10 protein-coding genes are annotated in these 15972 nt (G+C 60.4%); 9 read left to right on the forward strand and 1 reads right to left on the reverse strand.

Features of this window, described 5'->3' with window-relative positions; genetic code table 11:
* Nucleotides 1-256: 256 nt before the first annotated feature.
* A complete protein-coding gene (locus M5G26_RS23620) occupies nucleotides 257-2701 on the reverse strand; it encodes a penicillin-binding protein 1A (RefSeq protein WP_401047932.1) in 2445 nt (814 codons plus the stop codon).
* A 219-nt stretch (nucleotides 2702-2920) separates the two neighbouring features.
* Between M5G26_RS23620 and M5G26_RS23625 the strand changes: the two genes are divergently transcribed.
* The 9 genes from M5G26_RS23625 (at nucleotide 2921) to gltB (ending at nucleotide 15965) form a co-directional block, all read left to right on the forward strand.
* The gene (locus M5G26_RS23625; protein WP_273916613.1) at nucleotides 2921-3985 is read left to right on the forward strand and encodes a pilus assembly protein PilM; all 1065 of its coding nucleotides are present in this window, start codon (nucleotides 2921-2923) and stop codon (nucleotides 3983-3985) included.
* Nucleotides 3985-4551 carry a PilN domain-containing protein gene (locus M5G26_RS23630; RefSeq protein WP_273916614.1) on the forward strand — a complete coding sequence of 189 codons (567 nt, stop codon included), beginning with the start codon at nucleotides 3985-3987 and terminating at the stop codon, nucleotides 4549-4551. Before M5G26_RS23625 ends, M5G26_RS23630 begins: the two co-directional genes overlap by 1 nt.
* On the forward strand, nucleotides 4548-5171 hold the full coding sequence (pilO, locus tag M5G26_RS23635; protein ID WP_134175930.1) for a type 4a pilus biogenesis protein PilO: 624 nt from the start codon (nucleotides 4548-4550) through the stop codon (nucleotides 5169-5171). Before M5G26_RS23630 ends, pilO begins: the two co-directional genes overlap by 4 nt.
* Nucleotides 5168-5695: a pilus assembly protein PilP gene (locus M5G26_RS23640; protein ID WP_273916615.1), complete on the forward strand. Its 528-nt coding sequence runs from the start codon at nucleotides 5168-5170 to the stop codon at nucleotides 5693-5695. Before pilO ends, M5G26_RS23640 begins: the two co-directional genes overlap by 4 nt.
* A gap of 13 nt (nucleotides 5696-5708) precedes the next feature.
* Complete coding sequence (gene pilQ / locus M5G26_RS23645; protein WP_273916616.1) at nucleotides 5709-7790, forward strand: type IV pilus secretin PilQ family protein; 2082 nt, start codon at nucleotides 5709-5711, stop codon at nucleotides 7788-7790.
* A 4-nt stretch (nucleotides 7791-7794) separates the two neighbouring features.
* Nucleotides 7795-8313, forward strand: a complete 519-nt coding sequence (aroK, locus tag M5G26_RS23650; RefSeq protein WP_025110261.1) for a shikimate kinase AroK — start codon at nucleotides 7795-7797, stop codon at nucleotides 8311-8313.
* A 152-nt stretch (nucleotides 8314-8465) separates the two neighbouring features.
* Nucleotides 8466-9566 (forward strand): 3-dehydroquinate synthase, encoded by a 1101-nt coding sequence (aroB, locus tag M5G26_RS23655; RefSeq protein WP_134175927.1) that lies wholly within the window; start codon nucleotides 8466-8468, stop codon nucleotides 9564-9566.
* A 10-nt stretch (nucleotides 9567-9576) separates the two neighbouring features.
* Nucleotides 9577-11169 (forward strand): AAA family ATPase, encoded by a 1593-nt coding sequence (locus M5G26_RS23660; protein WP_134175926.1) that lies wholly within the window; start codon nucleotides 9577-9579, stop codon nucleotides 11167-11169.
* A 350-nt stretch (nucleotides 11170-11519) separates the two neighbouring features.
* Nucleotides 11520-15965: a glutamate synthase large subunit gene (gene gltB / locus M5G26_RS23665; protein ID WP_273916617.1), complete on the forward strand. Its 4446-nt coding sequence runs from the start codon at nucleotides 11520-11522 to the stop codon at nucleotides 15963-15965.
* Nucleotides 15966-15972: the final 7 nt, after the last annotated feature.

The following is a 15972-nucleotide window of genomic DNA, read 5'->3' on the forward strand; positions in this document are numbered from 1 at the left end:
CCCGGTCTTTACCCACCCTAACCCTCTCCCAGGGGGAGAGGGGACTGATTGGGGGATGCTCGGGAGTTGCGCCGACCTGAACGTGTTGTGTTGAATCCATAGGCGCTGATGCACTTTCAGGTCGGTGTAACTTGCGAATCTCTCGCGGTCAGTCCCCTCTCCCTCCGGGAGAGGGCTAGGGTGAGGGGCTCTTGATCTTCAGGCAATAAAAAGCCCCGCACTTCAATCGAAGGCGGGGCTTTTCAGTGGTCGCGGATCAGAACAAATCGATCGGCGCCTGCTCATCCGCCGGCAGCGGACTGCCCGGCGCCGTGCCATTACCCAGCTCATTCACCGACGGCGGCGTGTCCTCGGACTTGAACAGCTCGAAGTACGCGCCCGGCGTGCTTGGCGTAGCTGCACGGCCACTGACCGGATCCACACGCAGGCTCAGCAACCCTTCCGGCTCAGGCTGAACGTGCGGCGGCTTGTCCTTCAGCGCAGCCGACATGTAGTTCATCCAGATCGGCAACGCCACAGTGCCACCGAACTCGCGACGACCGAGGCTTTCCGGCTGGTCGAAGCCGGTCCAGACCGTGGTCACGTAATCGGCGTTGTAGCCGGAGAACCACGCGTCTTTCGATTCGTTGGTGGTACCGGTTTTACCGGCGATATCGCTGCGGCCCATGGCCAGTGCGCGACGGCCGGTGCCAAGCTTGATCACGTCCTGCAACATGCTGTTGAGGATGTACGTGGTGCGACCATCGACGATCCGCTCAGCCACTGCCGGCGTTTGTGGCACGGCTGCGTTGCCCGGTACTTCACCTGCAACCGGTGTGGCGTTGACCGTAAACGACTCACTGTTCGGTGCTGCGATACCGTCCGTCGCCGAACCGCCCTGAGGCACGGTCGGCGGGTTGGCGAGGAACAGCGTGTCGCCGTTACGGCTTTCGATCTTGTCGATGATGTACGGGGTGATCTTGTAGCCGCCGTTGGCGAACGTACTCCAACCGGTTGCGATCTCCATCGGCGTCAGCGTTGCGGTGCCCAGCGCCAGCGACAGGTTTGGCGGCAGATCCTGCTTGTTGAAGCCGAAGCGAGTGATGTAGTCGATGGTCTTGCCCACGCCCATCGCCTGCAGCAGGCGGATCGACACAAGGTTGCGCGACTTGTACAGCGCCTCGCGCAAGCGGATCGGGCCGAGGAAGGTGTTGGTGTCGTTCTTCGGGCGCCAGACCTTGTCCAGGTACTCGTCGACGAACACGATCGGTGCATCGTTGACCAGCGTGGCCGCGGTGTAGCCACTATCCAGCGCAGCGCTGTAGACGAACGGTTTGAAGCTCGAACCCGGCTGACGCTTGGCCTGCATGGCACGGTTGTAGTTGCTCTGCTCGAAGGCGAAACCGCCGACCAGCGAGCGAATCGCGCCGTTCTGCGGATCCAGCGACACCAGCGCGCCTTGTGCCTGCGGAATCTGGCTGAACTTCAGCGAATTGTCTTTCTGACGCTGCACACGAACCAGATCGCCGACCTGCGCCACATCCGACGGCTGACGCGGATTGGCGCCCATGCTGTTGGTGTTGAGGAACGGACGCGCCCATTTCATGGTGTCCCAGGCAACGTGTTCCTCCCCGGTGCGGGTCAGCACTTGCAGGCCGTTCTTGTCGACCTGGGTGACGATGGCCGGCTCGAGGCTACTGATTGTGCGTTGTTTGGTCAGTTCGCTGGCCCACGCTTCGCGGGTCTTGCCCGGCAGGCGCGACTCGGGGCCGCGGTAGCCGTGACGCTGGTCGTAGGTCATCAAACCTTCGTGCAGCGCGGTGTTGGCCATTTCCTGCAGGTTGCTCGGCACCGTGGTGGTGACGCGGAAACCTTCGGTGTAGGCATCGCTGCCGTAGCGGCCGACCATTTCGGCGCGCGCCATTTCAGCGATATACGGTGCGTTCACTTCCGGGGTCGGCACGTGATAGCTGGCGTTCAGCGGTTCGTTGATCGCGGCGGTGTAGTCCGCTTCGCTGATCTTGCCGAGCTTGTACATGCGCCCGAGGATCCAGTCGCGGCGTTCTTTACTGCGTGCCGGATTGGCCAATGGGTTGAAGCGCGACGGCGCTTTCGGCAGGCCGGCGATCATCGCCATTTGCGCAAGGCTGACGTCGCGGATCGACTTGCCGTAATACACCTGCGCCGCCGCTTCGATGCCATAGGCGCGGTTGCCCAGATAGATCTTGTTGACGTACAGCTCAAGGATTTCGTCTTTGGTCAGCTGCCGTTCGATCTGCAGGGCCAGAAGGATTTCAGTGGTTTTGCGCGAGAAACTGCGTTCGCTGGTCAGGAAGAAGTTCTTCGCCACCTGCATGGTGATGGTGCTGCCGCCGGACTGAATGTGGCCGCTTTTGACCAATTGGGTCGCCGCACGCATCAGGCTGCTCGGATCGACGCCATAGTGGTTGGCGAAATTGTCGTCTTCAGCACTTAGTAACGCATTAATGAAATTGGGCGGAATGTCGGCGAAACGGATCGGTGTACGGCGCATTTCGCCAAACTCTGCGATCAACTTGTTATCGCTGGAGTAGACGCGCAACGGAATCTGCAACTGAATGCTTCGCAGAGCCTCCACAGAGGGCAAACCCGGACTAAGGTAAAGAAACGCGCCGCTGAGACCTAAAAGCAGTCCGCAGAAAACGGCGACGATGGACCAACCGAAAAATTTCAGCAGACGAATCAAGGCGTTTGAACATCCAGGGCAAAGAATGAATTTGGCGACGGGGTTCCGGCTACACACAGAACAGCCCGCGCTTGCAGTAAAAAGCGGAAAAAAACGCTGGGCATTATAAGCACTTTTCTGCTGGGGGCGTCATTTGCGCTTCTGTCAAGACGGGGTGAAGGAACGCAATGCGTATTACAGAGTCCGTAACTCACGGAAAGTCATAGGGAATTGGTAGTGCTGGGACTCTTCAATAAAAAGGCTAAAACGTTACTGGGGATCGACATCAGCTCCACGTCAGTGAAGCTGCTGGAACTGAGCCGTCAGGGTGACCGCTACCGGGTCGAGGCGTATGCGGTAGAGCCCTTGCCCGTCAACGCTGTGGTCGAAAAGAACATCGCCGAGCTTGAAGGTGTCGGTCAGGCGCTGAGCCGTGTGCTGGTCAAGGCGCGCACCGGGCTCAAGAGCGTGGCGGTGGCAGTGGCCGGTTCCGCCGTGATCACTAAAGTCATCGAAATGGACGCGGGACTGTCCGACGATGAACTGGAAAACCAGCTCAAGATCGAAGCCGACCAATATATTCCCTATCCGCTGGATGAAGTTGCCATCGACTTCGAAGTCCAGGGCGTGTCGCCGCGCAACCCCGAGCGGGTCAACGTGTTGCTGGCCGCCTGTCGCAAGGAAAACGTCGAAGTCCGTGAAGCGGCGCTGGCTCTCGCCGGGCTGACCGCGCGTGTTGTCGACGTCGAAGCCTATGCGCTGGAGCGCTCGTTCGGCTTGCTCGCAACGCAACTGGCGGCCTCTCAGGAGCGTCTGACCGTGGCGGTGGTCGACATCGGCGCGACCATGACCACCCTCAGCGTCCTGCACAACGGCAAGATCATCTACACCCGCGAGCAATTGTTCGGCGGTCGGCAATTGACCGAAGAAATCCAGCGTCGTTATGGCCTGACCCTCGAGCAGGCAGGGTTGGCGAAAAAGCAGGGCGGTCTGCCCGATGATTACATCAGCGAGGTCCTGCAGCCGTTTCGTGAGGCGCTGGTCCAGCAGGTTTCACGCTCGTTGCAGTTCTTCTTCGCCTCCGGGCAATACAACGCGGTCGACCACATTCTGCTGGCCGGCGGCACGGCGTCGGTGCCGGGGCTGGACCGCTTGATCGAGCAACGCCTGAAGACGCCAACGCAAGTGGCCAACCCGTTTGCCAACATGGCCTTGAGCAGCAAGGTCAACGCCGGAGCGCTGGCCAGTGACGCGCCGGCCTTGATGATCGCCTGCGGGCTCGCGCTCAGGAGTTTCGACTGATGGCGCGGATCAACCTCCTGCCCTGGCGCGAAGAGCGCCGCGAAGAACGGCGCAAACGCTTTCTGCTGGCCTTGATCGGTGTTGTCGTCGGCTCGGTCGGTGCGGTGCTGATTGCCGATCAGGTCATCAGCGCGGCCATTGAGCGGCAAGTGGCGCGCAACGACTACATCGGCAAGCAGATCACTGTGGTCGACGAACGGATCAAACAGATCAGCGAACTCAAGGCGCGCCGCCAGCAACTGGTCGAACGCATGCGCATCATTCAGGACCTGCAGGGCAACCGGCAGATCAGCGGGCGAATCTTCGACCAACTGGCGCGCACGCTGCCGGATGGGGTGTATTTCACCGACGTGAAGATGGTCGGCAAGACTCTGTCGATCAGTGGCGCCGCAGAATCCAACAACCGCGTTTCGGACCTGATGCGCAATCTGGAGGCGTCGGACTGGTTCGATGCGCCGAGTCTCAACGAAGTCAAGGCGACGACCGCCGGCCAGGTGGACCAGACCAACACCTTTGAACTGACCGTACGGCAGACCCAGCCGCAAGCCGTGGAGGACGACCAATGAAACCGTCCGAATGGCTGGAAAGCTTGCGCGACATCGATTTCAACGACCTCGACACCAGCAATATCGGTTCCTGGCCGGCGGTCGTGAAAGCCATGGCCGGAGCGCTGTTGATGGTGCTGGTGTTGGCGCTTGGCTATAACTTTTTCATCAGTGACATGGAAAATCAGCTCGACCTCAAGCGTGAGGAGGAGATCACCCTCAAAGAGCAGTTCGCCAGCAAGGCGCGCCTGTCAGCCAATCTTGAGCTGTACACCCAGCAAATGAAGGAAATGGAAAATACCTTCGGCGTGCTGTTGCGCCAATTGCCCAGTGACACCGAAGTGCCGGGGCTGCTCGAAGACATCACGCGTACCGGTCTGGGCAGTGGTCTGGAGTTCGAGGAGATCAAACTGCTGCCGGAGGTCACCCAGCAGTTCTACATAGAACTGCCGATTCAGATCACCGTCACCGGCGCCTATCACGATCTCGCGACCTTCGTCAGCGGCGTGGCCGGGCTGCCGCGCATCGTTACCCTGCATGATTTCGAACTCGCTCCTGCCGATAAAGAGGGCGGGCCGAAGCTGCGCATGAGCATCCTCGCCAAGACCTACCGCTACAACGACAAGGGACTGCAGAAATGAGCCCGATTCGTTGTATCGCGTTGTCGATGACGCTGCTCGCGTTGAACGGTTGTGGCGGCAGCGATGACTTCAGTGACCTCGATGCCTACTTGAATGAAGTGCGCCTGCGCCCGGCAGGCAAGATTGAACCAACCCCGACATTTCGGTCTTACCCAACATTCACTTACAGCGCTGCCAACCTGCGCAGTCCGTTCTCGCGCCAGGTGCGCGTCGATCTGGCCGGGCAGAGGCATGGCTCGCGCAACGTCAAGCCCGACCCCAACCGGGTCAAGCAATACCTCGAAGGTTTCAACATCGAGCAGTTCGAGATGGTCGGCACGATCTCCAATGTCTCCGGCTCCTTCGCGTTGTTGCGCGGAGCGGGCGCGGTGCACCGGCTGAAAGTCGGCGATTACCTGGGGCGCAACGACGGTCGCATCGTCGCCATCAGCGCCACCCAGGTCGATGTCGTCGAAATCGTGCCCGACGGCGAAGGCGCCTGGCTCGAGCGTCCGCGCACCATTCCTTTGAAAGAGCACTCATAGTGGAAGTCGAACAATGAACAGGATTTTCTCCACCCTCGGTTTTTCGCTATGGATAGCGCTGATGTCGCCGATGGTACTCGCGGCCAATCTGAAGACGCTGGACGTGGCGGCGTTGCCGGGTGATCGCGTCGAGTTGAAGTTGTCGTTCGACGGCCCGCCGCCACAACCCAAGGGCTACACCACTGAGTCACCGGCGCGGATTGCGCTGGATCTGCCCGGTGTCGCCAGCCAGTTGGCCAGCAAGAATCTTGATCTGGGCAGTGGTAATGCGCGTACGGCCACGGTGGTTGAGGCCAAGGAGCGGACGCGGCTGATCGTCAGTCTCACGCAACTGGCGCCTTATAACACGCGGGTCGAGGGCAATAATCTGTTCGTGGTCGTCGGTCAGGGCGCTGCGGCAGCTGCGCCGCATCCTGCTGTCGTTGCACCTCGTGCTACTGCTAAAGCGGCTGCGCCCGCCAAGGCCTTTGTGCCGAAAAGCCGGGCTATTCGCGGCGTGGATTTCCAGCGCGGTACGGCAGGTGAAGGCAATGTCGTCATCGACCTGTCCGATCCGACCATCGCCCCGGATATCCAGGAGCATGACGGCAAGATCATCCTCAGCTTCGCCCGCACGCAGCTGCCGGACAAGCTGCGGGTGCGCCTCGACGTCAAGGATTTCGCCACCCCGGTGCAGTTCGTCAATGCCGGGGTGAGCGGTGATCGCACGGTTATTACGGTTGAGCCCAGCGGCACCTACGAGTACTCCACCTTCCAGACCGACAACAAACTGACCGTCAGCATCCGCCCAATGACGGTCGATGACCTGCAAAAACGTAATGCCGACCGTCAGGCGTACGTCGGTGAAAAGCTCTCGCTGAACTTCCAGGACATTGATGTGCGCTCGGTGCTGCAACTGATCGCCGACTTCACCAACCTCAATCTGGTCGCCAGCGACACGGTGCAGGGCGGCATCACCTTGCGCTTGCAGAACGTGCCGTGGGATCAGGCGCTGGATCTGGTGCTGAAAACCAAAGGTCTGGATAAACGCAAGATCGGTAACGTGCTGCTGGTCGCTCCCGCCGATGAAATCGCTGCCCGCGAGCGCCAGGAACTGGAGTCGCAGAAGCAGATTGCCGAGCTGGCGCCGTTGCGCCGTGAGCTGCTGCAAGTGAATTACGCCAAGGCGGCGGACATCGCCAAGTTGTTCCAGTCGGTGACCAGTGCCGAAGCAAAAATCGATGAACGTGGCTCGATCACCGTCGATGAACGGACCAACAACATCATTGCCTACCAGACTCAGGATCGTCTCGACGAACTGCGGCGGATCGTGGCGCAGCTGGATATTCCAGTGCGTCAGGTAATGATCGAGGCGCGGATCGTCGAGGCCAACGTCGACTACGACAAAAGCCTGGGCGTACGCTGGGGCGGGTCAATCCAGAACAAGGGCAACTGGAACACGTCCGGCATCAGCAATGGCACATCGACCACCATCGGCACGCCGGGCAGCACCAGCACCAACTCTCCGTTTGTCGATATGGGGACCGTGGGTAATACCTCGGGGATCGGCATTGCCTTCATCACTGACAATGTCTTGCTCGATCTCGAGCTGACAGCGATGGAGAAAACCGGCAACGGTGAAATCGTCTCGCAGCCGAAAGTGGTCACCTCCGACAAGGAAACCGCCAAAATCCTTAAAGGCACCGAGATTCCTTATCAGGAAGCCAGCTCCAGCGGCGCGACGTCGGTGTCGTTCAAGGAGGCCTCGCTGTCACTGGAAGTCACCCCGCAGATCACCCCTGACAACCGCATCATCATGGAGGTCAAGGTCACCAAGGACGAGCCGGATTACCTGAACAAAGTGCAGGATGTGCCGCCGATCAAGAAAAACGAGGTCAACGCCAAGGTACTGGTCAATGACGGCGAAACCATCGTGATTGGGGGCGTTTTCTCAAATACTCAAAGCAAGGTCGTAGATAAGGTGCCATTTCTTGGCGATGTGCCGTATCTTGGCCGCCTTTTCCGGCGTGATGTGGTTTCGGAGAAAAAATCCGAGCTGCTGGTATTTCTCACACCACGTATCATGAATAACCAGGCGATTGCTGTGAGTCGTTGATTCTGTGCGAAATTTGATTCTTGTAGGACCGATGGGCGCTGGCAAAAGCACCATCGGCCGGTTGCTGGCCAAAGAGCTGCGCCTGCCGTTCAAAGATTCCGACAAGGAAATTGAACTGCGCACGGGCGCCAATATCCCGTGGATCTTCGACAAGGAAGGCGAGCCCGGCTTTCGTGACCGTGAGCAGGCGATGATTGCCGAGCTGTGCGCGTTCGACGGCGTGGTCTTGGCGACCGGCGGTGGCGCGGTGATGCGCGACGCCAATCGCAAAGCCCTGCATGAGGGCGGGCGAGTGGTGTATCTGCACGCCTCCGTCGAACAGCAAGTCGGCCGCACGGCGCGCGACCGCAATCGGCCGTTGCTGCGCACCGCCAATCCGGAGAAAACCCTGCGCGACCTGCTGGCAATTCGCGATCCGCTCTATCGGGAAATCGCCGATCTGGTGGTGGAAACCGACGAACGGCCGCCGCGCATGGTGGTGCTCGACATTCTCGATCGTCTGGCGCAACTTCCTCCCCGTTAAAGCATCGCTCGAAATGCGCTATCCTCGGCGTCCTGTCACAGCCCGCCGAGGTTGTGGCGGATGGCGTGCGAGCGGCGTCATACCCGTTACAGGCCGCAGACAACCAATAATTCAGGGCAGGACGCCTGCTTCCATCTTCACTGTGGGGACACATGCAGACACTCAAGGTCGATCTAGGCGAGCGCAGCTACCCGATACATATTGGCGAAGGTTTGTTGGATCAGCCGGAACTGCTGGCTCCGCATATTCACGGGCGGCAGGTGGCAATCATCTCCAACGAGACCGTTGCGCCGCTCTATCTTGAACGTCTGACCCGCAGCCTGGCGCAGTTCTCGGTGATCTCCGTGGTGCTGCCGGACGGCGAAGCCTTCAAGAACTGGGAAACCCTGCAACTGATCTTCGACGGCCTGCTGACCGCCCGTCATGACCGCCGCACTACCGTGATCGCCCTCGGCGGCGGGGTGATCGGCGACATGGCCGGTTTCGCCGCTGCCTGTTACCAGCGTGGCGTCGACTTCATCCAGATTCCTACGACATTGCTGTCCCAGGTCGATTCGTCGGTGGGCGGCAAGACCGGCATCAATCATCCGCTGGGCAAGAACATGGTCGGCGCGTTCTATCAGCCGAACGTGGTGCTGATCGATACGGCGTCCCTGAAAACCCTGCCAGAGCGCGAGCTGTCTGCCGGCCTGGCGGAAGTCATCAAGTACGGGCTGATCTGCGACGAGCCGTTCCTGACCTGGCTCGAAGACAACGTCGACGCCCTGCGTGCGCTCGACCAGAAAGCCCTGACTTACGCCATCGAGCGCTCCTGCGCAGCCAAGGCTGCGGTGGTCGGCGCTGATGAGAAAGAAACCGGCGTACGTGCCACGCTCAACCTCGGCCACACCTTCGGCCACGCCATCGAGACCCACATGGGCTATGGTGTCTGGTTGCACGGGGAAGCGGTGGCGGCTGGCACCGTGATGGCGCTGGAAATGTCCGCGCGTCTGGGCTGGATCAGTGACGAGGAGCGTGATCGCGGTATTCGTCTGTTCCAGCGCGCCGGCTTGCCAGTGGTGCCGCCGACTGAAATGACCGAAGCCGATTTTCTTCAACACATGGCAATCGACAAAAAAGTGATCGACGGTCGTCTGCGCCTGGTGCTGCTGCGCCGGATGGGCGAAGCGGTAGTGACCGACGATTATCCGAAAGAGGTTCTACAGGCCACGCTGGGAGCGGATTACCGCGCCCTGGCTCAGCTTAAAGGTTAATAAGATTCCGATGACTAGTTTGCATGCCGACGAGGCGTTCCTCGGCCATTTCCAGTTAAGCCACGACCCGTTCGCGCCGCGTGTGCCGGGCTTCAAGTTCTTCCCGGCTCAGCGCAAACCAGTGCTGGGTCAACTGCATCATCTGGCGCGTTACAGCCAGTTGTTGCTGGTGGTCACCGGGCCGCAAGGCAGTGGCAAGACTTTGCTGCGTCAGGCGCTGGTCGCCAGCACCAACAAGCAGTCGGTGCAAAGCGTGGTGGTTTCCGCCCGTGGTGCCGGTGATGCCGCTGGCGTGCTGCGCCAGGTTGCGCAGGCACTGAACGTCGCTCAGGCCGACGTTGGCGCGATTCTGGAGCAAGTGGTGCAGCTCGCGTTGACCGGTCAGGAAGTCTATCTGTTGGTGGACGACGCCGAGCAGCTTGATGAATCCGCCCTCGAAGCGTTGATGGCGCTGGGTGCCGGCGCACCGGAAGGTCGCCCGCACGTGTTCCTGTTCGGTGAGTCGTCGCTGATCGCTCAGCTCGAGGCGTTGCACCTTGAGGAAGAGCGTTTCCACGTCATCGAGCTGCAGCCGTACACCGAAGAAGAAACCCGCGAATATCTCGACCAACGGCTCGAAGGTGCCGGTCGGGGTGTCGAACTTTTCACCGCAGATCAGATCTCTGATATTCACGAAAGCGCCGAGGGTTGGCCGGGCAACATCAACCAGGTCGCTCGCGATGCTCTGATCGAAGTCATGATTGCCAGCCGCTCTGCGGTCAAGCGTCCAAGTATGGGGTTCAACATGCCGAAGAAACACGTATTGGCGATTTCCGCCGTCGTTGTGGTCGCGGTTGCCGCCGCCTGGCTGATGCCGGGTCGCAGCAAGGCGCCGACCACCGGTGCACCGGCCAATGAACAGGCACAGTTGCCATTGGGTCAGGGTGCAGCCAATGGCGGCGCGCCGAACGTCGAGTTCGCCGGTAATACGCAGCCGATGCCGTTGCCGCTGGTCGGCAACTCGCAACCGGTGATGCGCGGCCCGTTGGCCGAAGCGGCCGGTGGCATTACCGAAGGCGACGATGGCGTGCCGCTGGAAGGTTCCAGTGACACCCCGCCGACCGTTACCACTTCCGCGCCGCCTGCGGGCGTTCCGGCCGGCCCTGCACCGACACCGGTTCCGTTGCCAGCGGCCAAGCCGACTCCGGCGCCGACGCAAGTGGCTACCGCCAAGCCTGTACCGGCAGCGCCAGTGGCCAAACCGGCTCCAGCGCCGGCCAAGCCAGTCGCTGCTGCCAAACCGGCCGAGAAGCCGGTCACCGTCGCCAAAGCCGCCGGTGGCAGCTGGTACGCGGGTCAGCCGACCGGCAACTACGTGGTGCAGATCCTCGGCACCAGCTCCGAGGCGACTGCGCAAAACTTCGTCAAAGAGCAGGGCGGCGAGTACCGTTATTTCAAGAAAGTGCTCAACGGTAAGCCTCTCTATGTGATCACCTACGGCAACTTCGCCAATCGTGATGCAGCCGTTTCTGCCATCAAGGCCTTGCCAGCGAAGGTTCAGGCTGGTAAACCTTGGCCTCGCACTGTCGCCAGCGTCCAACAGGAACTGGCAACAACTCGCTGAAGATTCGGCGGCCTTACCCAGGCCGCCTCTCCAAGCACCTCAAAATTTCTACGAGTGCGCGCTTCCTTCCAGGTCGCGTGCCTTGTGGTGTCTGCGTCACAGTAGTCTTTGAGTCGTTGCGGTCAAAATTAAAAAAAGTTTTGACTAGCACAGCAGATCGCTTTAAACCTTTCACAAATGCGACATGAATTTGCGACATTTCGTCGTCAAATTTGTGAGCCTCTGTGTCGCTGTGTACAATGACCACCCTTTTGCCCCCGCCAAGCCGGCGTACGTTCGGCGCAGGACGCAAGTGGTTGAATTGAAAAGAAATTTGCCTCGAAAAGAGGCAGCCTGGTGAGAAAGTGTCTATGAAAGCAGGTCTGTACCAACCAGATGAATTCAAGGATAACTGCGGTTTCGGCCTGATAGCCCATATGCAGGGCGAACCCAGTCATACCCTTTTGCAAACGGCCATTGAGGCCCTGACCTGCATGACCCACCGCGGTGGGATTAATGCCGACGGCAAGACCGGTGACGGTTGCGGTCTGCTGATTCAGAAGCCTGATGCGTTCCTGCGCGCCATTGCCCAGGAAACCTTCAGCGTTGAGCTGCCCAAGCAATATGCGGTGGGCATGGTCTTTTTCAACCAGGATCCGGCCAAGGCCGAAGCCGCTCGCGAGAACATGAACCGCGAGATCCTCGCTGAAGGCCTGCAACTGATCGGCTGGCGCAAAGTGCCGATCGACACCAGCGTCCTCGGCCGTCTGGCCCTTGAGCGCCTGCCGCAGATCGAGCAGGTGTACATCGGCGGCGAAGGCCTGAGCGATCAGGACATGGCCGTGAAGCTGTTCAGCGCCCGTCGTCGTTCGTCGGTGGCCAACGCCGTCGACTCCGACCACTACATCTGCAGCTTTTCGCACAAGACCATCATCTATAAAGGCCTGATGATGCCGGCCGATCTGGCTGCGTTCTATCCAGACCTGAGCGACGAGCGCCTGCAAACCGCGATCTGCGTGTTCCACCAGCGCTTCTCGACCAACACCCTGCCGAAATGGCCGCTGGCCCAGCCATTCCGCTTCCTCGCCCACAACGGCGAGATCAACACCATCACCGGTAACCGTAACTGGGCGCAGGCCCGTCGGACCAAGTTCAGCAACGATCTGATGGATCTGGAAGAACTCGGCCCGCTGGTCAACCGTGTTGGCTCCGACTCCTCGAGCATGGACAACATGCTCGAACTGATGGTCACCGGTGGCATCGACCTGTTCCGTGGCGTGCGGATGATCATTCCGCCAGCGTGGCAGAACGTTGAAACCATGGACCCGGATCTGCGTGCGTTCTACGAGTACAACTCGATGCACATGGAACCGTGGGACGGCCCTGCCGGCGTGGTCATGACCGACGGTCGTTACGCGGTGTGCCTGCTCGACCGTAACGGTCTGCGCCCGGCGCGCTGGGTCACCACCACCAACGGTTTCATCACCCTCGCCTCGGAAATCGGCGTGTGGGACTACAAGCCAGAAGACGTGATTGCCAAAGGCCGTGTCGGCCCGGGCCAGATCTTCGCGGTGGACACCGAAACCGGGCAGATCCTCGACACCGATGCGATCGACAACCGCCTGAAATCCCGTCATCCGTACAAGCAATGGCTGCGCAAGAATGCCCTGCGCATTCAGGCGACCATGGAAGATAACGATCACGGTTCGGCGTTCTACGATGTCGATCAGCTCAAGCAATACATGAAGATGTATCAGGTCACGTTCGAAGAGCGTGATCAGGTCCTGCGTCCGCTTGGCGAGCAAGGCTACGAAGCCGTTGGCTCGATGGGCGACGACACGCCGATGGCCGTGCTGTCCCAGCGCGTGCGCACGCCGTACGACTATTTCCGTCAGCAGTTCGCGCAGGTCACCAACCCGCCGATCGATCCGCTGCGGGAAGCGATCGTGATGTCGCTGGAAATCTGCCTCGGTGCCGAGCGCAATATTTTCCAGGAGTCGCCGGAACATGCTTCGCGCGTGATCCTCAGCTCGCCGGTGATCTCGCCGGCCAAGTGGCGCTCGCTGATGAACCTCGACCGTCCGGGTTTCGAACGGGCGATCATCGACCTCAACTACGACGAAAGCCTCGGCCTCGAAGCGGCAATCCGTAACGTTGCCGATCAGGCTGAAGAAGCCGTGCGCGCCGGTCGTACCCAGATCGTCCTGAGCGACCGTCATATTGCCCCGGGCAAGCTGCCGATCCACGCTTCGCTGGCGACCGGTGCGGTGCACCACCGCCTGACCGAAAAAGGCCTGCGTTGCGATTCCAACATCCTTGTTGAAACCGCGACCGCGCGTGACCCGCATCACTTTGCGGTACTGATCGGTTTCGGCGCCTCGGCGGTCTATCCGTTCCTCGCGTACGAAGTGCTGGGCGACCTGATCCGTACCGGTGAAGTGCTGGGCGACCTCTATGAGGTGTTCAAGAACTACCGCAAAGGCATCACCAAAGGTCTGCTGAAAATTCTGTCGAAGATGGGCATTTCGACCATCGCTTCGTACCGTGGTGCGCAGCTGTTCGAGGCCATCGGCCTGTCCGAAGAAGTGTGTGACCTGAGCTTCCGTGGCGTGCCGAGCCGCATCAAGGGTGCGCGTTTCGTCGACATCGAAGCCGAGCAGAAAGCGCTGGCCACCGAAGCCTGGAGCCCGCGCAAGCCTATCCAGCAGGGCGGTCTGCTGAAGTTCGTCCACGGTGGCGAATATCACGCTTACAACCCGGACGTGGTCAACACCCTGCAAGCCGCCGTGCAGCAGGGCGACTACGCCAAGTTCAAGGAATACACCTCGCTGGTGGACAACCGTCCGGTGTCGATGATCCGCGACCTGTTCAAGGTCAAGACCCTCGACACGCCGCTGGACATCAGTGAAATCGAACCGCTGGAATCGGTGCTCAAGCGCTTCGACTCCGCCGGTATCTCGCTGGGCGCTTTGTCGCCGGAAGCTCACGAAGCCCTGGCCGAAGCCATGAACCGCCTCGGCGCGCGTTCGAACTCCGGCGAAGGTGGTGAAGATCCGGCGCGTTACGGCACCATCAAGAGCTCGAAAATCAAGCAAGTTGCGACTGGCCGCTTCGGGGTAACCCCGGAATACCTGGTCAACGCTGAAGTACTGCAGATCAAGGTCGCGCAAGGCGCCAAGCCGGGCGAGGGCGGGCAACTGCCGGGCGGCAAGGTCAACGGTCTGATCGCCAAGCTGCGTTATGCAGTGCCGGGCGTAACCCTGATTTCGCCGCCGCCGCACCACGACATCTACTCGATCGAAGACTTGTCGCAGCTGATTTTCGACCTGAAACAAGTCAACCCGAAAGCACTGGTTTCGGTGAAACTCGTGGCTGAAGCGGGCGTCGGCACCATCGCCGCTGGTGTGGCCAAGGCCTATGCGGACTTGATCACCATCTCCGGCTACGACGGTGGCACCGGTGCTTCGCCGCTGACTTCGATCAAATACGCTGGCGCACCGTGGGAACTCGGCCTCGCTGAAACGCACCAGACCCTGCGCGGCAACGACCTGCGCGGCAAAGTCCGGGTGCAGACCGACGGCGGCCTGAAAACCGGCCTCGACGTGATCAAGGCAGCGATTCTCGGCGCTGAAAGCTTCGGCTTCGGTACTGCGCCGATGATCGCGCTGGGCTGCAAATACCTGCGTATCTGCCACCTGAACAACTGCGCCACCGGCGTCGCGACGCAGAACGAGAAGCTGCGCAAGGATCACTACATCGGTACCGTCGACATGGTGGTGAATTTCTTCACCTACGTCGCCGAAGAAACCCGTGAGTGGCTGGCCAAGCTCGGCGTGCGCTCCCTCGAAGAGCTGATCGGTCGTACCGATCTGCTGGAAATCCTCGAAGGCCAGACCGCCAAGCAAAACCATCTGGACCTGACCCCGCTGTTGGGCAGCGATCACATCCCGGCGGACAAGCCACAGTTCTGCGGCGTTGAGCGCAACCCGCCGTTCGACCAGGGCCTGCTGGCCGAGAAAATGGTCGAGATGGCTTCGTCGGCGATCAACGACATGAGCGGCGCCGAGTTCGATCTGGATATCTGCAACTGTGACCGTTCGATCGGCGCGCGGATCTCCGGCGAAATCGCGCGCAAGCACGGCAACCAAGGCATGGCGAAAGCGCCAATCACCTTCCGCTTCAAAGGCACTGCCGGGCAGAGCTTCGGCGTGTGGAACGCCGGTGGTCTGAACATGTACCTGGAAGGCGACGCCAACGACTACGTCGGCAAAGGCATGACCGGTGGCAAGCTGACCATCGTGCCGCCGAAAGGCAGCGTTTATAAGACTCAGGAAAGCGCCATCATTGGCAACACCTGCCTGTACGGCGCGACCGGCGGCAAGCTGTTCGCCGCCGGCACCGCAGGCGAGCGTTTCGCCGTGCGCAACTCCGGTGCCCACACGGTTGTGGAAGGCACTGGCGATCACTGCTGTGAGTACATGACCGGTGGTTTCGTCTGCGTTCTGGGCAAGACTGGTTACAACTTCGGCTCTGGCATGACCGGTGGTTTCGCCTACGTGCTCGATCAGGACAACACCTTCGTTGACCGGGTCAACCACGAACTGGTGGAAATCCAGCGGATCAGCGGCGAGGCGATGGAAGCCTATCGCAGCCACCTGCAAAACGTGCTGAACGAGTACGTCGCGGAAACCGACAGCGAGTGGGGTCGTGAACTCGCCGAAAACCTCGATGACTACCTGCGCCGTTTCTGGCTGGTCAAGCCGAAGGCTGCCAACCTGAAATCGTTGCTTTCCAGCACTCGTGCCAACCCGCAGTGATATGCGC

It is taken from the genome of Pseudomonas sp. TNT2022 ID642, assembly GCF_028656995.1.
Lineage (GTDB): Bacteria > Pseudomonadota > Gammaproteobacteria > Pseudomonadales > Pseudomonadaceae > Aquipseudomonas.